9 protein-coding genes and 1 other RNA gene are annotated in these 20,388 nt (G+C 47.5%); 2 read left to right on the forward strand and 8 right to left on the reverse strand.

The window, feature by feature from the left end:
- Positions 1 to 126: 126 nt before the first annotated feature.
- Positions 127 to 535, reverse strand: a transfer-messenger RNA (tmRNA) gene (gene ssrA / locus ACMVP2_RS07845).
- A gap of 221 nt (positions 536 to 756) precedes the next feature.
- On the opposite strand from ssrA, the gene ACMVP2_RS07850 reads away from it, so the two are divergent.
- Positions 757 to 3,594, forward strand: a complete 2,838-nt coding sequence (locus ACMVP2_RS07850; protein ID WP_416867302.1) for a carboxypeptidase-like regulatory domain-containing protein — start codon at positions 757 to 759, stop codon at positions 3,592 to 3,594.
- Positions 3,595 to 3,643: 49 nt separating this feature from the next.
- Positions 3,644 to 6,451 (forward strand): carboxypeptidase-like regulatory domain-containing protein, encoded by a 2,808-nt coding sequence (locus tag ACMVP2_RS07855; RefSeq protein WP_416867303.1) that lies wholly within the window; start codon positions 3,644 to 3,646, stop codon positions 6,449 to 6,451.
- Positions 6,452 to 6,514: 63 nt separating this feature from the next.
- Here the strand turns inward: ACMVP2_RS07855 and ACMVP2_RS07860 are convergent, their stop codons facing one another.
- From ACMVP2_RS07860 to ACMVP2_RS07890, 7 genes are all read right to left on the reverse strand, one after another.
- Positions 6,515 to 7,237, reverse strand: coding sequence for a hypothetical protein (locus tag ACMVP2_RS07860; RefSeq protein WP_416867304.1), 723 nt, complete (start codon positions 7,235 to 7,237; stop codon positions 6,515 to 6,517).
- A 117-nt stretch (positions 7,238 to 7,354) separates the two neighbouring features.
- Positions 7,355 to 11,851, reverse strand: coding sequence for a T9SS type A sorting domain-containing protein (locus tag ACMVP2_RS07865; protein WP_416867305.1), 4,497 nt, complete (start codon positions 11,849 to 11,851; stop codon positions 7,355 to 7,357).
- A 282-nt stretch (positions 11,852 to 12,133) separates the two neighbouring features.
- Positions 12,134 to 13,870 carry a M14 family metallopeptidase gene (locus ACMVP2_RS07870; protein ID WP_416867306.1) on the reverse strand — a complete coding sequence of 579 codons (1,737 nt, stop codon included), beginning with the start codon at positions 13,868 to 13,870 and terminating at the stop codon, positions 12,134 to 12,136.
- 8 nt (positions 13,871 to 13,878) lie between these two features.
- Positions 13,879 to 15,537, reverse strand: a complete 1,659-nt coding sequence (locus ACMVP2_RS07875; protein WP_416867307.1) for a M14 family metallopeptidase — start codon at positions 15,535 to 15,537, stop codon at positions 13,879 to 13,881.
- Positions 15,538 to 15,646: 109 nt separating this feature from the next.
- Positions 15,647 to 16,897, reverse strand: a complete 1,251-nt coding sequence (locus ACMVP2_RS07880) for an ATP-binding protein (protein ID WP_416867308.1) — start codon at positions 16,895 to 16,897, stop codon at positions 15,647 to 15,649.
- Between the two features lie 197 nt (positions 16,898 to 17,094).
- Positions 17,095 to 19,722, reverse strand: a complete 2,628-nt coding sequence (locus ACMVP2_RS07885) for an ABC transporter permease (RefSeq protein ID WP_416867309.1) — start codon at positions 19,720 to 19,722, stop codon at positions 17,095 to 17,097.
- Positions 19,719 to 20,057 (reverse strand): PadR family transcriptional regulator, encoded by a 339-nt coding sequence (locus ACMVP2_RS07890; RefSeq protein ID WP_339787729.1) that lies wholly within the window; start codon positions 20,055 to 20,057, stop codon positions 19,719 to 19,721. Before ACMVP2_RS07890 ends, ACMVP2_RS07885 begins: the two co-directional genes overlap by 4 nt.
- Positions 20,058 to 20,388 lie beyond the last annotated feature (331 nt).

Below are 20,388 nucleotides of genomic sequence, written 5' to 3' on the forward strand. Positions count from 1 at the left end.
TTTTGCTTTTTTATGACCACTTGGGATATTGGGTTTAAAGGGCAATCCCCCAGATTTTCCGCTTGATCCCCAGCTTGCATGGGAGCCCCTCCGGCTCCACAAAAAAACCCGCCTAAAGCGGGTTGTTTGTGGAGCCGGAGGGAGTCGAACCCTCGTCCAGATAAGGGAAAAATGTACCGTCTACATGCATAGTTACCGATTGAATTTTCGACTGCTTGCCGGTAGGCAACATACCAACGCACAGCTTAGCCACTTAATTTCGCAGGTGCTTAGTAGCCTCGCACCCACTAGTTCAACCATGTCGACACCCAAAATCAGCACCGGAAGAACGAGGCACTGGTGGATGTGGCTGGGGAATCCGCCAGCTGGCGGACTCAACCCTTTAAGCCTTTACCTCAACGTTAAGTTAAGATTAAGCAGCCATGGCGTAATTAGATTCGCCAATTGTTGTTTGAGTGAATTGCTCACGGATGTACACTCATCACCCGGCACGCAAGCACAAAATCCGTCCTTACTGTCAAAACCAGTCGGCCCCGGAAATCATATTTTGCAAATAAGGGTACAAATATAGCGCATTAAAAGTTCGCAAAGCTGAACAGGTTGGGAATTGTTTAGGCCATAAATCGACCGCTGCCAACTGTGCGCAGACTAAGCATCAAGCAAATTTTCACACAAAAAAGGTGCTGGTAACTTCCAATTTAAGCGTATATTGATCACTTATTGTTTAAAATTTATACCTACTTAAAAACACACTGATTGAGACATTTTAGTCACCCTCTTTTAATCCTGTTGCTTCTGTTTGGCTTTTTTGTTTCAAAAGGCCAGGCAATTAATGGTCTTGTTACTGACAATACTACAGGCGAGCCCCTCCCCTTTGCGAATGTATTTGTCGACAACACTACTATTGGTACAGTGACCGACGCCGACGGCAAGTACGTCTTGAAAGGAGTCAGCCCGGGCAAAATGACTTTAGCTGCTTCCTTCGTTGGCTATATTACCAAGTCGGTATCGATTGACCTCAAAGAAGGAGAGCCACTACAGAAAGACTTCTCCCTGGCTCCTCAGGAAAAACAGCTCGACGAGGTAGAACTTACCTCAAGAAGGGACAGAAAGTGGGAAAAACAACTGGAAAGGTTTGAAGAAGTTTTTATCGGCAGCAGATACGACCCACTGGTAAATAAAACCAAAATTCTCAATCCATGGGCCATTGACTTCGAAGAAGGAAAGTCCAGCGATGGGATGCGCTATTTTTCCGCCACCTTCAACCAGCCTTTGGAAATTGAAAACATGGCGCTGGGTTACAAGCTGATTTATCATTTGAACGTATTCAACCAAACCCGAAACGGTACCTTGTATCAAGGCCCGGTACAGTTTGTTGAAATGGACACCCTCTTTGAAGACCTGTCAAAAAAATGGGTGGACAACAGGCAAAAAGCCTATCAGTCTTCATTGCGGCATCTCTTCAAGTCGATGATAAGAAACGACCTCAGCGCACAACATTTTGATATTTATCAATCAAAAAGTTTCGGGCTGACACATATCCGAACCAATAGTTTCGACTACGAAAGAGGCAACTCCATTGAGGCTTTCTCTTTGGACAGGGCCATCAGGCCAGGACAGCAAATCGGCGAGTTCAAGATCGTTTCTTCCAAACGTTTGGAGGTGCACTACACTGGCATGTCGTGGCCAAACACCTATTATCACGACGTTTACCATCCCATTAGCTGGATTACCCTTAAGGGGGGCTCCACGGAAGTGACGAGCAAAGGCGTGCCTCTCGATCCCTCAGATATTGTCATCTCGGGACACATGGCCAGGGCCAGGGTAGCTCATTTGCTCCCTCACAATTACACCCCGGGCGACACAGTGTCGGCATTTAGTTCGACGGAGGAAATCATGATCGCCCAGCAGCAATACAAGCAGAATAGCCTTCGTGAGAAACCCCATCTGATTACGGACAAGCCGTACTATTACCCTGGCGAGACCATTTGGTTCAGTGGCCAAATGCTGTACCAGAACGCCCTGATGGCCGACACCCTGAGCCGGGTGCTTTATGTTGATGTGATCAACCCATTCCGCCAGATTGTAAAAACGGAGGTATTTCCGATTGAGAATGGTAAAGTCACCGGACAACTAACTCTTCCGTCATATATACAAGCCGGCGATTACAACCTAAGGGCCTACACACGATGGATGCAGAACTTCCCTTCGAGCGACATCACTTACCAGCCCCTGCCAATAATTAATCTTTACGAGACGGTAGTAAATACAACGGTGCTCGGCGCTAACATGACCGATCCTGATTTACTGATCTCGATCAGCACTGACAAAGACCGTTACCGACCCCGCGACAAAGTGCAAGTGTCTCTGAGCGTAATGGACACTGACGGAGGGGCTATCTCCTCCAATCTGACTGTGTCGATTACTGACACACTTCGGGTAGCCTCGGTTCCAACAAGCCCAACACTACAGCAAGCCTATAACTGGGTGCTCAACGGAAAGCCTACCCCCTACTTTACCCAACCGCAACATCAAATCGAATATGGCATCAGCGTGAGTGGGCAGTTTCTCAACAAAAAAGGAGAACCCGAAGCCGCCAATATTACTGTAGTGCAAGGCGAATACGAAGACTATGGGGTGGTAGCAGCCGACTCGACCGGCAAGTTTTGGGCAAGTGGTTTACAGTTCAACGATAGCTCAGCCATTGCGATGGCTGCGATCAATGAAAAAGGCAGACCATACGGATCGGTGAAGCTGGCAAAGCAAACTGTACCAGAAATAAAAGTAAAGCTTACCAACCTCAACCTGACTGTTAAAGAACAGGAGTTGCCGCAGCCCATCTTTTCTCTCCCGACCGATGTCGACTATACATTGCTCAATGAAGTGGTGGTGGAAAGCTCCAAGATTGAACCTCTGGCAGAAAGGAACTATGGCTTTGGCCCTGGCGATAAAACTTTTACCCAGGAGGATATTCAGAGATCTTCCGGGCAGGGAGTGATGTCTATTATTGAAAGAGGCATGCCTGGTTTTAATAGAAATGGCATGTATCGGAAAAACTATGGAACAGCCAGAGGAAACTATTATCCTACACCGTTGGTCATTATCGATGGTCAGCGATTTCAGGAACAGGCACCTCCGGAGCCAGGCAATACAGGAGTTGATTATTTAGACCGGCTCAATCCTGCTGATATTAAAAGCATCACAGTCTACACCTACAACGCCGGAGTCTTTGGTATGGCTGGGTTTGACGGAGTTATTATGGTAGAAACTAACCTTGGAGGAGAAAGAAAACAGAATGAAAAACCCACCATTTTCAATAAAGACGGCTTCAGTCTTTACACGATAAAAGGTTACACTCCAGCACAGGAATTCAGAGCACCCAATTATTCTCAGCGAAAGGAAAGCCATAGCGAGCCTGACACCCGCACCACCATTTATTGGAATCCTTCACTCATCACAGACAGTGAAACAGGTAAAGCCGGGTTTTCTTTTTATGCCGCCGACTCTCCAACAGTTTACAGGATAGTGGTGGAAGGCATGACGGAAGACAATACGCCGGTGAGGGAGGTGAGGTACTTACAAGTCAGCAACTAATGGCATAAAATATGCTTCGAAGCAGTAATTAATGGTACCCTCATCACTTTTGAAAACCCTATCAAAATTAGCTCCGTTTCTGCTTTTCGGGCTTGCTCTGGCATTAAATTCTGTAGCCCAGAGCTTCGTCATATACGGAACAGTCTATGACAAATCCACCAATAAACCCCTTCCTTTTGCCAACGTGTTTATCAACAACACCACAAACGGTGCCGTCAGTAATGGTGAGGGAGAGTTTAGCATCCCCATTCCTGGCCCGGGATACATTGAAGTAGTTGCTTCCTTTGTCGGCTATGTCACCAGTTACGAGAAGGTAATGGTTAGCGGCAATCAGCATGTAAAAATATCCTTTGCACTCGAACCTCTTGAAAAACAACTCAATGAAGTAGAACTCAAGTCAAAAAGAGACAAGAAGTGGGAGAGGCAGTTGAAAAGGTTCGAAGAGGTCTTTATTGGCTCCTACAACGACCCTTTGTCTTCGCAAACAAAAATACTAAATCCATGGGTGCTGGATTTTGATGAGGGTAAACTGAAAGCCGGGCAAAGATACCTCGCTGCTACCTGTTATCTACCCCTCGAAATTGAAAACACAGGCCTGGGTTACAAAATCATCTATCACCTGGAGGGTTTTCAGCAAACGAGAAGTGGTTTTAACTATGAGGGGCCCATACAATTTATAGAAATGGATTCCACCGACGCTATGTCAAAGACATGGGATACTAACAGGCAAGAGGTATACCTCGGCTCGGTGAGGCATATGTTCAAAGCACTTATAAACGACCGGTTAAAGCATGAAGGATTCGAGGTTTACACTGTGAAACCAGAGGGCAAGCATCATGTAAGAACAAAGCGGCTGGAAGTTGATAAGGAGTTTATGCTCGACACCATTTCGAGGTCCAAAATGCTTAAGCCCGGAGACCGAATAGGAGACTATAAGGTTCGGTCACAAGCCCCTCTGGAAGTTCATTATTTCAAAAAAATATGGCCCAACTTTGTCTATGCCGATGCCTACTATCCTGTAAGCTGGCTCACTTTCAAAGACTCGACGGTTGCAGTAAGCATCAAAGGTGTGCCGTATGACCCAAGTGAGTTGATAATTGCGGGCTATATGGCCAGAGACCGGGTGGCCCGAATGTTACCTTACAATTTCACCCCCGATAAAAGTTATACGTCATTCGACCCCGAGCCTTCTGAGATTGCCGTCAGGGGCATTAAATACAATGCCCTGCGGGAACGCCCATATGTTCAAACCGATAAACCTTACTACTATCCGGGGGAAACCATCTGGTTCAAAACCCAGATGCTTTTTCAAAACCCCCTTATGACCGACACTTTGAGCAGAGTCGTTTACGTCGACCTGTTGAACTCAGACAAAGCCATCATTCAAAGCAGTGCCTTGCCGATCAAGGATGGGGTTAGTCATGGACAACTACAACTCCCCGGTAATCTAACTCCAGGCCAGTACACCCTTCGATCCTATACGAACTGGATGCGGAATTTTGATGATAAGGACATTTTTTATCGATCGATCCATGTGCTCAACCTTTACGAACAGGTGCAAAACACTGAAGCAAGACCTTCAAAAATAAAGAACCCTGATCTAATGATCTCTTTAAGCACAGAGAAGGAGGTTTACAAACCGAGAGAAAAAATTGCTGTGCAAGTTGTTGTCGCCGACTCTGATGGAGTCCCAATGATGGCGAATTTGTCGGTTGCCGTAACTGACACCTTGCACGTGGCTTCAGTGCCGTCCTCCACTACCCTGGAGGATGCATATGAATGGACCTATCAGGCCTCCAGTGCTCAGCCCAAAAGCCCACCCGACCATAATATTGAATATGGCATAAGTGTGAGCGGAGAATTCAGAAACAAAAAGAAACTACCGGAGCAGGCATCGGTTACCATTGTGCAGGGAGAGTATGAGGACTATGGCCTTGTTGAAACAGACAGCGCCGGAAGGTTTTGGGCCAGCGGGCTGCAGTTTGAAGATAGCGCTCAGGTGGCCTTCGGGGTAATAGATGCTAAGGGACGTCCTTTCGGCTCGGTAACAATCGATGAAAAAGTCCCGCTTAGGGCACCAGACTCTCTGCCTGTGCTACACCTGAACATAAAAGAAACTGCGATACCTCAACGCATTTTCGTTTTGCCAGATGAAGATGAGTACACGCTGTTGCAGGAGATAGTGGTAGAGGACACACCTATTGAACCGATGTCGGAAAGTCAATACGGCTACGGCGCTGGCGACAAGACTTTTACGGAAAAAGATTTTGAAAAAAACTCCCAACTCACCGTATTTGAATTCCTTGGAAGAAATGGCACTGGACGAACTAGCTTCCAACGGCACAATTGGGGCATCAAGGCAGCACCGCCTCTTGTTATCATTGATGGATCGAGATATGGTGGAATCTACGGAGAAACGCCATGGCAATACCTGGAGTCGCTAACAGTTGACATGATCAAAAGCATCAATGTGTACACTTACGGCGCAACCATTTTTGGCATGACAGGATCGGGCGGCGTGATCATGATTGAAACAAAACGAACAGAAAGACAAGCAGACGAAAAACCCGCCGTCTTCAACAAAGACGGCTTCAGCCTGTACACAATAAAAGGCTACGCCCCAGCCCGGGAATTCAAAGCACCCGACTATTCTCAACCAAAGGAAAGTCACAACGAGCCTGACACCCGCACGACCATTTACTGGAACCCTGCACTCACCACCGATAGCGAAACAGGTAAAGCCGGGTTTTCTTTCTATGCCGCAGACTCTCCAACGGTTTACAGGATAGTGGTGGAAGGCATGACGGAGGACAATACGCCGGTGAGGGAAGTGAGGTATATTGAAGTGAGGAAATAGCCAGAAATAGAAAGCCCTTCATCCGATACGGCATGAAGGGCTTTCTATCTTGTTCAAGTCCTTTTACAGGTTCTCTACTTCTTCCTGCAAGTTGTTCCGCACAAGTAGTCCGGTTGCCAGGCTCGATAACAATAGCCTGTCTCTTTCACTTAACGACGTGTCGAACCACACCCTTCCTTTGTTGAGGGTTTCGACGGCCCCTACCACTTTGTCGCCCTGGAGGAATTCATAGCCAAACACCTGTGTTTGAGGGATTTTTGACCCTTGCAGTTTGGTTATTCCTTTTATGGTAAAGTAGTCATCGCCTTTTTCATCCAAAACTACTCCCTGACACTTGGCGGTCGGTTGCTGGTTGTTTGGGTTGAGCAAAAGAAAGTCGAAGCGCTGAAGCTCTGGCTGCGAAAAATAGATGGCGCCTGCAAAGACATCCTTTTGTTTGAGCGGAATCTGAAAATACCCTTTGGCCAGGGAAAGGTGGTTATCTTTCAGGCGGCTGTCTCCCAGAAAGTTTACCCCAGCGCCAGCCTCTTTGTTTACTATGTTAAAAGCAAGGCTTTCCTTTCCGCCGGAAAAGTCAACAAGGAAGGGAACATGATAACTGAAGGTCATGCTGCGGTCAATCTTGCTCGTTTCGTAAGGGCCAAATTTAATGACCTGGTTGACCTGCCAGCCATTTTTGCCCTGAACCTCGTACGACTCTGCCCTGGCGGCGAAGTCTTGCTGAAGTGATACCTGAGCAGTTTTGCATGAAACTGCTGCTAAAAAAATAAACGCTAGTCTTTTCATATTGAGTTTTAAAATGAAAAAGACATAGCAACTCCAATGCCAGATTTATCGTTTCCGACCGGGTGAAACAAAAAAAGGCCGCACTGGGCGACCTTTTTTTTGTTTGAATAGGGCAGGTTATTCCTTCAGAAACTTCCCGGTACTAATTCCATCCTGAAACGTGAGTCGCAAGAAATAAACGCCGGGTTCCAATGTTTTAACATCTAAGTAAAGGCTGGCCTGCCCTTTCTCGACTGACAGGTTCCTCAAAAATTGGCCATCCATCGAATACAGTCGTATGCTCTCAAGTGCCTTTAGCTCGTCGAAGCTCAGCGAAACTACCAATTGGTCACTCGCCGGATTAGGATAAAGTTGCAATGAGCCCGACGGTTTTTCCAGTCCTTGCACCACTTCTTCCTTTGCCACCATCGTCATACTCAGGGCTGTATTCTCAACAATGGAAATGAGTTCGGCTTCTTCAAAACTGACCGCCGATGGGTAATAGGTTGTATTGACCAATTCAGATTCCTCTTCTCCCGGTTTAATTTGTAAGATGTAGTTTCCTGCTTTCAATCCATCCATTTGCAAACTGCCATCACCTACTGTAGCTTCTTTAATTATGCTGCCCTCACTGCTCAATAGGGTGGCCGTTCCAGCGCCAAGAACCACAGCTTCAGATGTATTGACCGTCACAGCCAGGCTAAGAAAGGATTTTACTACCAATGTCCGGGTAACATTTGCTGCGGGAAGAAAGTCGTCATTTCCGGCTTGAGTAGCCATTACAACTACCTCTCCGGAGCCTGTCAGTGTCAATTGATTCCCATCCAACGTTGCCGGGCCACTGACAAGCACAAAGCTGACCGGTAGCTCTGAGGTTGAACTCGCAGAAAGCGCAACTGGTGATTCATCAGGATATAGATTTGCTGGAAGCTCAAAGGTAATCACCTGCTCGGCCTTTAGATTGGCTGTGGAAATAGAAAACGCTTTACTAAATACCCCTTCTGAGGCATCCATTGATTGAATTCTGACTGAGTAGGCTTCCTTTTTGTTGTTGACTATTGCATCATTCGTTAGAAGTTTGTTATCAGTAATGCTAAATAGGGTATTGTCGGTACTACCGTCGCCAGCGACCAATTCATACGTGTGTGTGTCACTGGCATCCTGATCTGTAGTGCTGAGCACTCCAACCTCAATACCCCCAACTATCTGTTGGGTAATTACACTGGATGAAAGAAGGATGTCCGATGGGAGGTCATTGGCATTGATAATAGTCAGTGCAAAAGCCTGGCTGAACACCTCTCCGCCGCTATCCTCTGTTTGGATTCGAATGGTGTAGGCTGCCTTCGTTTCAAAATCAAATATTGTATTGGCCAGTAGTTTGTTGCCACTGATGGTAAAGCTTGCGTTGTCGGTGTCACCTTCGCCGGTAACCAGCGTGTAGGTATGGCTGTCGTTTTCATCCTGATCGGTTGCGGTCAAGGAAGCCAGTTCGCTGCCGATAGGGAGGTTCTCGGTAAATTCGCTGGCGCTCAGTGATATGGCCGTAGGTGCGTCATTGGCATCGGTAATTGTGATGACGAAAGCTGCGCTGAATACTGCACCTACCGCATCTTTTGTCTGAATTCTCACATTGAGGCTGGCTTTGGCTTCGAAGTCAAGTGCCAATGCAGTTTGCAACTCATTCCCTTCAATAACGAAGCTGGCGTTGTCTTCGCTCCCCTCTCCTGCTACCAGCGAGTAGGTAAAAGTGTCTCCTTCATCCGAATCTGTTGACGAAAGGAGGCCTATCTTGGTGTTTTCTGGCATGTTCTCTGCGATTTCGGCACCATCAAGCGCCAACGCCGTAGGTGCACTATTCACCCTGTTAATTGTGAAGGCCTTGGCAAAGGTATTACCAAACTCATCTGATGCCTGAATTCTCACAGAATAAACAGCTTTGGCCTGCAAATCAAGGGTTGCTGCAGTTACCAGAGCACCTCCCTGAATTGTAAAGCTGGCATTGTCAGTATCTCCAGCTCCGCTGACCATTCCCAAACTCGGCGCATAACCATCGCTGCCGTTGATAATGGAAAAAGCGCCAACTTCAGTGGCTACTTCGCCTGTCGAAAGTTCGCTGTTTGACAGGAGAATGTCCATGGTCGTCTTCGCAAGTTGGGGAGATTCTTTCCATGCGTTACCGTCACCAAGTCTACCTTGTGAATTGTAACCCCAAGTCCACAATGTACCATTGTCCTTTAATGCAACGGAATGTACTCCGCCTGCACTGACCTGGATCCAATCAACATCCGTCCCTACTCGCACTGGTGCAGTTCGACTTTCGTACATTCCGATACCTAGTTGCCCAAATGAATTGTCTCCCCAAGCCCACAGAGAACCATCTGACTTCATTGCCAACGTCTGAGACCATTGAGGGCTGACATTCAACCAATTATCATCAGTACCTATTTGAACGGGTGACAATATGTTAGTGTTAGATCCATCGCCAAGGTAACCATTCCCATTCTCTCCCCACCCCCAAAGGGTACCGTCCGTTTTGATGGCAAAAGATCTGTACGTGGTAGCGGCCACGAAGTCCCAGTCGGTATCAGTCCCAATTTGCATCGGAGTATTTTGATTTTGAGTCGATCCATTTCCTACCTGCCCATATGAGTTTCCACCCCAAGCCCACAATGTACCGTCATCCTTAAGTGCTACAACGAAAGCCGAACCGGCCCCAACAAGCTTCCAATTGGTATCTGTTCCAACCTGCTTTGGAGCAGGTTGTGAGATGTTTGTAGCATCTCCTAACTGACCGGAACCATTGTGCCCCCAGGCCCAAAGCGTACCATCCAACTTTATTGCATATGAATTGCTCATCGCTGCTAAAGCCAGTTTCCAATCCGTATCTGAGCCAATCTGCACAGGGTTAGGTTCTGAAGTATTATGAGCATTGGTCAACTCTCCGAAAGCATTTGAGCCCCAACCCCACAAGGTTCCATCTGTTTTAATTGCTAGATTGTGATCCCTTGTTGTGGATACCACCTCCCAGTCCGTTGCCGATCCCACTTGAACGGGGATTGATTTGTTTTGAGAATCGCCATGTCCAAGCTTGCCCCGAAAATTGCTTCCCCAAGCCCAAAGCGAACCGTCTTCGAGTAGTCCAACCGAGTGCGTATTTGATGCAATAATCGACCGCCAATCTTCGCTCGGCCCTATTTGCATGGGGATGTTTGCTTTCCAATTCTCCCCGTTTCCCAAAACATTATAATTATTGCTCCCCCACGTCCAAAGTGTCCCGTTAGTTTGTACCGCAATAGTATAAGTCCAGCCTGAAGAGGCTCCCATCCATGGGCCTGCCTCCGTGACCTGGCTGAACACGGGCTTATCCTGCACAGTGCCGTCTCCTAAAGCTCCATCAACGTTGTATCCGCAGCCCCACAGGCTCCCGTCAGTCTTTATTGCAAGAGAATGAAGCCCGCCCGCCGAGGCATCACGCCAGTCGGTCGAGCTGCCAACCTTTGTTGGGATTATAATATCATCTGTTGTGCCATTGCCAAGTTGTCCATAGGGATTGGCTCCCCATGCCCACAAAGTCCCGTCTGATTTAGTCGCAAGCGTATTTGAATTCCCTGCGCTTACCACAGACCAGTCGATATCCTGGTTGAGCCTTACCGGAGTGGTTTTCTTGTCGACCTTTCCTTCATCACACAAATAAAGAGTAATTGGCCCGGCCAAAGGGTTCGGCCCTTCTGATATAATTGTCTTGCCGCTTGGATCCGCAATCGTAAACGTCACTTCTGAATCCCATTCTCCCGATACAAATGCAAATGAAAGAGTGGCCGCTCCGTTGGGTACTGAGATTGTTTCTGAACCGGAAGATCCGGCTTCTAGCGTGTAGTCGGTTTCGTCGCCGTCAATAATAACAGTAATAGCCGCATTGTTCCAGCCATCACCGTAAGAGTCGAAGAAGTTGATCACATAATCACCTGATGGGCTGGCAAGTGACTGTGTAGTGCAATTCACGGTAGCTTCATCCCCCAGATAATTGTACCGATTGTCTCCCCATACCCAAAGTGTTCTGTCACTTTTTAATGCTGCTGAGTGATAGTACCCAGCACTCACTTCCGCCCAGTCTGTATCCGTTCCTACTTGAACCGGCACCGTTCTGTCTTCTGTTGTACCATCGCCGAGCTGGCCAAATTCATTTCTACCCCATGCCCACAAAGTGCCATCGGTTTTGATGGCAAGAGAATGTTCTTTGCCGGCACTTATCGTCTTCCAATTTGTATCTGTCCCAATTTGAGTTGGGGTCAGCTTATCGTCTGTGGTTCCATCCCCCAGTCGGCCAAATTCGTTCTTACCCCAAGCCCACATTGTGCCGTTCGTTTTGATAGCCAGGGAATGTGATTCGCCTGCTTCAATCTCGAACCAGTTGTTATCACTTCCAATTCTTCTTGGGGTGGATTCATCGTCCTTCGAGTCAGTTCCAACTTGACCATTGGCATTGCTGCCCCAGGCCCAAAGGCTTCCGTCTTTCTTTATCAACAAGGCATGGCTAAAGCCCGCTGAAACCTTCTGAGCGTATGTGTCAGTCGTCCAAATCAAAGACAGGCAAAAACCCATTGCCAGACAACACAGTATTTTTCTTTTATGCATCGCAATTATTTTATCTACATGTAAGCGTTTTGAGTTATCAGTGCCATCCATTTCTTGCTACAGTCGATAGATTGTGATAATTCCGGATGCTGATACGATATGAAAAATAGGACTGGCAATCGGATAAAAAAATATTCGATCGTGAAAAAAAACAGGAATTTATCATTTTGACTCCAAATAACTGCTACCAAAGGAATACGGCTTAAAAGGCTGTAGGTATGCTATGAAACAAAAAAAGGCCGCACAAGGCGACCTTTTATATTGCAAATCGGTTTTAGTCGATTACCTCGTCACCACCCCACCCTTTTCGCTATCCACTTTCACGGTGTACTTGCCGGAGCCGCTCACTATCCAGCGAACGGTTACCGCTTCCATGCCCGGTATGTTTTCTAAAGCAATTTTGGCAGGAGCTACCTTCTGCTCGGTGGTCTTGTTCATATCCACGTCGGTCACGACCATGCCAGCCACCACATTGGCTCCTTCGAGGGAAACGTAGTCGGGGCGAATGATTTTGTTCTTGGTATCGTGACTGGAGTGCGTCGGGATCAGCCTTTTGTTGGCAATGGTCGCTGTTACCTGCTTCAATCCGCCGCCAAGGTCTTTTTCTTCTACTTTTTCTATCACCAACTTGGGCGTGTGGTAAGCATGAAAGATCAGGAACGCCATGTTGCGATGGGCGTCGTTTTCCAGCAGGAAGCCCGGGTTGTCTCTACCAAAATTCTTTCTAAAGCCCCCTATCTCGATCTTGCCAAGCTCGGGATGGTCAAATTCCTTCCAATCCACAAAGGCATCAGTCATCAACAAGTTCTTCTCAAACTTGTACATATCCTTCTGCACTTCGTCGCCACGTCTGCCACCTTTGTAGTCTTTGCCAAACATAAAGTAAGGATGGTACAGCTCATTGGTGAAAGTGAAAATGCCACGGCATCCATGGAACCAGTCGAGCTCACCACCGAACGCTGTGTACAAGTCCCTCCAAACGACCATGTAAGTATAGCCAGGCATGATGCTTTCTCCCAGCTCGCCAATAGCGTCGTACACCTTGTCGTCGGTAGAGTTGTAAGTTCCTCTGTCCTCTTCAGCCCCAGGACCTCTGAGAATCATACCGCCTGAGTTGTGGAAACTTTGGGCGCCGCCAATATTGGGGTGCTTCATCACAAACTCCATCACGTTCCTGTTTTCGGGCACAGAAAACGGATACTTATGTGCCCCTCTTTGGATGTACTCCGGCTGCCAGTTCCAGCCCCAGTCACGGTTGGGATCGTAGTAGCCACCCACCCTGTCTTCATTCACTTCACCGTCGCCGTCGTTGTCTTTACCTTCATAGCCCAGCATTTCGTATTCACCGGGCTCCCCTGCTTCAACCTCTATCATTTGCCGTGGATCAGTGGGGTCGATGATGTAGCGTCCGTTGGGGTTTTTGCGGCGCATCATCGTTACTTCGCCGTCGCCGTTCAGGTCGTCGTAGCCATCTTCGTCAACCAACCCGTCCCTGTCGTCATCGATCGGCATCATGCCTGAGCGGGGCGTATTGGCAGTGTTAACGCCTTTCATATAGTCGTTCCTGGCGTCAGGGTTAATAGTAGGCACAATGTAGAACACCTTGTCAGCCAGTAGGTCCTTGATGAAATCATTGTAGTACCAGCTTTCTGCCAGATACCAGGCTGTATACATGGCAAATTCACCACCCTGGATTTCATTGGAATGGATGTTTCCATCTACATACATCCCTGGCTTGCGATCTACATTGCCTTTGGAAAAATCTGTGATGGTCAGGGCAATCATGTCACGCCCCTCATAGGTTTTGCCGATAGTCTCCACCTTCACAAGATTAGGATGTGCTTCGGCCAGTTTTTTGGCAATAGCCCACAGCCCTTCGGAGGTGTAGTACCTGTTCCAGCTTACCTGCACCTTTGGGTTTGGCGGGCTGCCCGCTGCTTTAAATATCTGATCTGGCGTTTGGGCCGAAACACTCAACCCCGCCAAAAGAATGATGAAAGTGTATATAATTCTCTTCATGACTGTTCTTATTTAAGGGTGATGGTTTTGGTATCGATGCCCGTCTGTGCCGAGCCGGCAGAAAGCTTCACGCTGCCTGAGCCTTTCACAAGCCACGACATCGTCACTTTGTCTCCCCCGTCAATAGAGGAAATAAGCTTCACTTTGTCACCGGAAACGATCTGCTGACTTCCCGTCAATGTCATTTCCACCTTGGTCATTCGTACCCAGCGTGTCTTCTGCGCTAATTCTGTCATGGTGGCCAGCGTGCCTGCGTTAAAAATATCAGCCGTAATACGTGTCATCCCCTTACCAACTGATTCCACAACGAGGTTTTCTATTTTCACCTGAGGCTTCATAGAGGCCAGCTTCAGAATAAACTTATTCTGTTTGTCGGAGATGTCCGCCACCAAACTGAAAGGCGGATTGTAGGGAGCAAAAGGCTTCCAGCTGCCTACCTCCACTTTTTTGCCTGGAAAGTCCGGATGGTTTACCGGCTTCCACTCCACAAACAAATCGTGGCTATTGGCTTCAGCCCAACGTAGGTAATCCACTTCTTTGTTTTTGTCTTTGTTGGGCTTGTATTTTGCCTTGGCAGCACTATCCTCCGGCATTTTGAACTCCGGCCAGCTCCAGGCTGGTGTACCAAACGAATAGCGGGCATAGTGGAAATAACCCCATTCCATGAAACCACCTCCCTGCACTACGGGCTGCGCTCCTTCTTTTTTGCCAACGATGTCTGCGTAGCTTTTAGATACCAATGCATTAGCGTCAGCGTCCGACTTCAGCACACCTTTCAGCACTCTTTTCGACGCCTCGCCTGCATTATATTTTATCGGAGCATTCAGGTTATCGGACGAACCAAAAGTAACCAGAGCGAAAACATTCCAGCGCTCAAAAAGGAAATCGAGCACTGCACGGTTTTCCTTGTCGGCCACAGGGAAATCGCCAGCACCAGGCTGAAAATAGGGGAAGTCCCAGGTGAGTGAATTGTTGAAGTTGATGCCACCAGCACCGTCTTCATTGAATGCACCATCTTTATCGTTGTCGGTACCTTCTGTGAGATAGAGGTAACCACCTGTTTCGCCGTCAGCAGCCTTTACCATAATGCGGTCGTCGGCTTCGCTTTTCTTCCATTCGCCAGTAGCATCTTCCACCCGAATCATCGTCACAAGCCCGTCTCCATTGAGGTCTTCATAACCGTCCTCGCCATTTTGGCCGTCACGGTCATCGTCGGTGGCCCGGCCGTTGCCAGTTCTGGCGTACCTGAGTGAGGCAAAAAACTGATCCGTTGCTTCCGGATTTACATTGGGCAGCACGTAGAAAGTAGTTGTGGCCAGGAGATTCTTCACCGAGTCGGTCTGCGACGAACCCAGCAGCTGCTCGGCAAACTTGAGTGCCAGCTCCGTGCTTACAACATATCGCCCGTCAACCCCACCAGCCACCACAACGGCCGGATGATTGTCGATGTCTCCCGAGCCGAGTGTCAGCACCCAAATGTCTTTGCCTCCGTCACTCTTCCCAATGGACTGCAGCTTTGCAAGTGAGGAATACTGCCGTGAAAGTGATTGTAGCTGCGTTGTTATCTGCTGACCCGACCGGTAGTCAGCCTGGGCCTGCGAAAACCCATAGGTCAGCGTTACCAAAAGTGTTGTTATTAGGAGCCTCGCCCCTGCTTTTTTAGACATAATCGATTGATTTGATCAGGAGTAAAGTAAAGCAGAGCGACTGAGTCGGCACATAACATTTTTATAAGATGCACTCAGGGCATTTGGGAGGCCGTTGCGTTATGTATGGCTAATCCGATGATGGTTCCGTGTTGATGTCTTTTGCCATTTCGAAAGCAACTTTGGTACCCTTACCCACTTCACTTTCAATGATAAGGCGGCCATTGTACTGGCTGGCGAACTGCCTGACAATGAGCAAACCCAGGCCAGACCCCTTTTCTCCTGAGGTTCCTGCGGTGGTGCGCCTGTCGTTCCAGTTAAAAAGGGCTTTAATGGCCTCGTGCGACATTCCCTTGCCAGTGTCCGCCACAACAATTCTATTCAGGCCTACACTCTCCTCCAGGGTTACTGAAATAGCGCCTTCGGAGGTAAACTTGTTCGCATTGGTGACCAGGTTTCTTATCACAAACCTGATGATGTCCCTATCAGCGGTTATTACGGAACCTTTCTTTACTTTATTCAGTAAGCTATTTCCTTTCGCAACAGCACTGCACTTAATCCTGTGGAGCTGCTCCTCGGCAATATCGTGCAAGTCAACCTTATCCGAATGTAAAGATGCATCGTTGAGCTGGCTGGTCGCCCAGCTAAGCAGATTGCCGAGCAAATCGGAGGTGCTTTCGAGGCGCTCATTCAAATCGGCTGCCAGGCTATCTATTTCTTCTTTAGAAAGTTTCCCACTCACAAAAAGACTGAAGAGCTGTTTCAAGTTCTCAACAGGCCCCTTCAAATCGTGGCCAATGATCGACAACAGCCTGGTAAGTGTCTTATTGTGGGAGGAAAGCTCTTCTTTTTGTTTATCAACGGTTTTGAGTACTTCGGTCAGGTGACGGTTATTCTTCCGAAGCTCAAAATAGGTCACCACCTGCTTAGCCAATATCTTTAGCGCCCGTTGTTGCACCTCGCTGAGTGTGGTCGGTTCCGTTCCAATAACGCACAAAGTTCCGAGGTTGTATCCCTTTGCCGACCTGAGAGGAACACCAGCGTAGAACCTTATGTAAGGAGCTCCTTCCACGAGCGGGTTGTCGTGAAATCGTTCGTCTTTTTCGGCATCTGGCACCATCATCAGATCGTCGCCATGGATGGCATGGGCGCAGAAAGCGAAATCCCGCTCTCCTTCCCTGCCTTCAATTCCCTTTCTGGCCTTATGCCATTGCCTCTTCTCGTCAATCAAGGTAATTGTTGAGATGGGTTTATTGCAGATTTCTGAAGCTAGCTGAACAATTTCATTCAGCTCTTCCTCTTCAGGTGTGTCTAAAATGTTGTAGGAAAGTAAATCGGCCAAACGAGCCTTTTCATCCTTCGAAATTGGAGGTGTTACCATTTTTTATTTATTACTCGATAAATACTTAACAGGTTGATGGCGGTAACGTGTCACTACAACATACGAAAGCCGGGTATAGTTTGGATTTAAAATACACAATAAGAAGCGAACAGCAAGATGCAACGTCGGCTCTTTGTAATTGCCACAAAACAAAAAAAGGAGCCAACCGGCCCCTTTTCATTCAATTTTGAGAAAGCTTATTCCTGCTTCAGCGCATTTACCGGGTTGCCAGTAGCAGTTTTCAACGACTGGTAAATTACCGTTAGCCAGGCCAACAGCGTCACGGCCAAAACAGGCATAAGAAACACTACAATGCCCAATTCCATTCTGTAAGCAAACTCTTGCAGCCATTGGTCCATCACATAGAACGCAAGGGGAACAGCTATGATTGAGCCGAAGAGAATCAGCTTCGTAAAGTCAGACAGCACCAAAGTGGTAATCGAAAATACGCTGGCCCCCAACACTTTTCTGATTGCAATCTCCTTAAACCTTTTCTCAAGCGTGTAAGCCGCCATGGCAAACAGCCCCAGGCAGGCAATAAGAATGGCTAGCGCTGAAAAAACGGTAAATATCTTTCCGAACTTTGCCTCCGACTCATAGAGCTTTGCAAATGCCTGATCAACAAAGTCATAGTCGAACGGCTCCTCGGGAGCAGTGGTGCCCCAAAGCTCATTCACGTAGTTGACAGTTTCCTGGTAGTTACCATTAACCCTCGCCAGGTAATAGGCAGAGCCCCACTTGGTCTTGTGAATTTCAGGGTCATACCTGATAGCCAGGCTCCCTATTTTTCTTTTAAGAGAGGAGAAATTAAAGTCCTTCACTACACCAATCACCGTCAATACCCCTTCCGATCTTTCCAGCCGCTGACCGATCGGGTCGTCCCAGCCCAGCTCTCTTACAGCAGCCTCATTCAGCACAATGGAGGCAGTGTCACTAGCCAGCTCTCTTGAGAAGAACCTACCCTGAGCCAGCTCCACTCCCATGGTTTCTAAATAATAACTATCGGCGAACATCGTGTAAAGACTATAGTTGTCCTTCACGTCGCCCACAGTACTATAACCCCAGTCCCCCACAAATTGTGAGGGGTAGGTAGTGCTTGCCGCCACGCTCCCGATATTTGGGTTTTCAAGTAGCTTTGATCTGAAAAACGGGCCGCTGTCTTTTAATGCTGACCCAGCCTTGATCACCATGGTGTTGCTCGAATTGAAGCCCAGCTTCTGATTGGTCATGTGGTTGATCTGCTGGTACACAATCACGGTGGCAATCACAAGGAAAATGGATATCGCAAACTGGAAGCTCACTAAAGCCTTTCTCAAAAATGACCCGGATTTACCTGACTTGAGCTCCCCTTTCAAAGCAGCCACAGGCTTAAATGAAGAAAGATACAACGCAGGATAGCTGCCCGCAATGATACCCACGGCTGTAAGCAGCATTGTTAACCAAAGCATATTATCCACGGTGATGAGATCTGTTGACTGGAACTGCTTGCCGGAAAGGTCGTTGAAATACGGCAGCACTACGAGCGATAGTAAAATAGCCAAACTGAGCGAAAAAATGCTGATGAGAAATGACTCCACCATGAACTGTCTGATCAACTCACCTCTGACCGACCCAAGCACCTTCCGTATCCCCACTTCCTTCGACCGGCTGCCCGATCGGGCCGTACTCAGGTTGATAAAATTGATGCAGGCGATAAGCAAAATAAAGAAGGCAACGGCCGAAAATATATAAATGTTGTCCATGTCGCCAGCGCTTTCGGCCAGCGTTAACCTGGGATAATTGAGGTGGATTTCCTGAATTGGCACCAATGTAAATCTGTATGAATCATCCGATGCGAGATAGTCATCAAAGTTGTCATAGTGGTAGGTTTCCATCAGGTCTTTGGCCATATGCTTGCGCATAAAATCGAGTATTTTAGCCTCAAAGGCCTCTTCCGAAGCACCTTCCGCAAGCTTCACATATGTGAAAAAGTTGTTACCTGTCCACCAACCGGTGGTGGCCCAATACTCGTGGGGCATGGCCACCAGGTATTTGAACGGCATGTGGCTATTGGCCGGCGGATCCTCCACCACCGCCGTAATTTTCACTGCGTCACCTGAAGATTTGATGATTTTGCCAACAGCAGTTTCATGAGGAAAATACTTGTCAGCTACACTTTTCGTCAAAACAACTGTGTTGGGTTCGGAGAGTGCTCCTTGCGGTGTTCCCTCAATAAACTTGACGTCGAACACCTCAAATACTGTGGAGTCCGCCAAACTACCTCCGGGCTCTGAGAAGACGTTATCGCCAATGGCAAAAGAAAAATCATAAAGCCCATTCAGCCTTGTGTACGACTCCACCTCTGGATAATCACTCTTTAGAAATGAGCCAAGCCTGGTGGGGGTATATGGCCCACGATCATTGATGGCAATCCTGTAAATCCGGTCACCATCTTTCCAAAACCTATCATAACTCAGCTCGTGCTTGATGTAAATAATGATCAGCAAACAACATGCTATGCCGACAGAAAGACCCGTTATATTGATGGCGGAGTAAAACTTTTGCCTCCAGAGGCTTCGCAGTGAGATTTTAAAGTAGTTTTTCCACATGTCGAATTGATTTAGTCGTTTTGAGTTTTCTAGTCCTTTTATGTACTTCCACCTGAAAAACCTGACCACATCCCAGACAAACCCTCTTCTTGCAACCTTTTCGCCTGCACTTTGGCAACGCAGGTCAAAAAGCTCATAGAGGTCACCTTCGATAGCTTCCAGATACCTCGGTTTGCAATACCAATGCAATAACTTTAAGGCCCAGCCAGGTGGCTCCGGTAAGTGCTGTTCGGTCATACAAAATTTAACTTCAGCGTTACCTTCGGAATTTGATCATACAGGGTGTTGCGCATTTCCTTCACGTCCGAAAGCGCTTTTGCTCCACTCGCTGTAACAGAAAACAGCCTTTTTCTTCTGCCGCCTCTCTCATTCGTAGCACCACCCAGGTATGATTTCAGGTATCCCTTTTGCTCGAGCCTGTCGAGCGCCGAATGCACGGCGCTGATATTGATCTGCCGTCCGGTTTGAGCTTCTATTTCCTGTAGTACGCTGATTCCATAAGCGTTTTCATGCAGCACTGCCGTTATGAGCAATACCAGCTCTTCAAATTCGCCAAGGTTGATTCTTTGCATACAAATTGAGGTTCAGGGTTGTTCACAAAATTATTTGATCTACTAACGTGAAACTAATAGCTATGTTTCACAATTGTAAATTAAATAGACTGATTTAAAACGAATGGGTTGCACTGTGCCGTTGGCCACGGTGTAAGGTAACTGGAGTTCGGTCTTACACCTTGGAAACAGAAAGAAAGTCATCAAATCAATTTAAGTAGCCGAGAGTGTGGATTATTATTAACGGCAAAAATTTGACGTCTACGGTCAAAAAGGTTACTTTCAAAGTTAGAACTGTATTCAATTGTGAATAGTTTGTCGAAAAATGCCAGCAATGATGTTGTTTCAGTTT

Origin of the sequence: Imperialibacter sp. (genome assembly GCF_048007035.1) — a bacterium.
Lineage (GTDB): Bacteria > Bacteroidota > Bacteroidia > Cytophagales > Cyclobacteriaceae > Imperialibacter.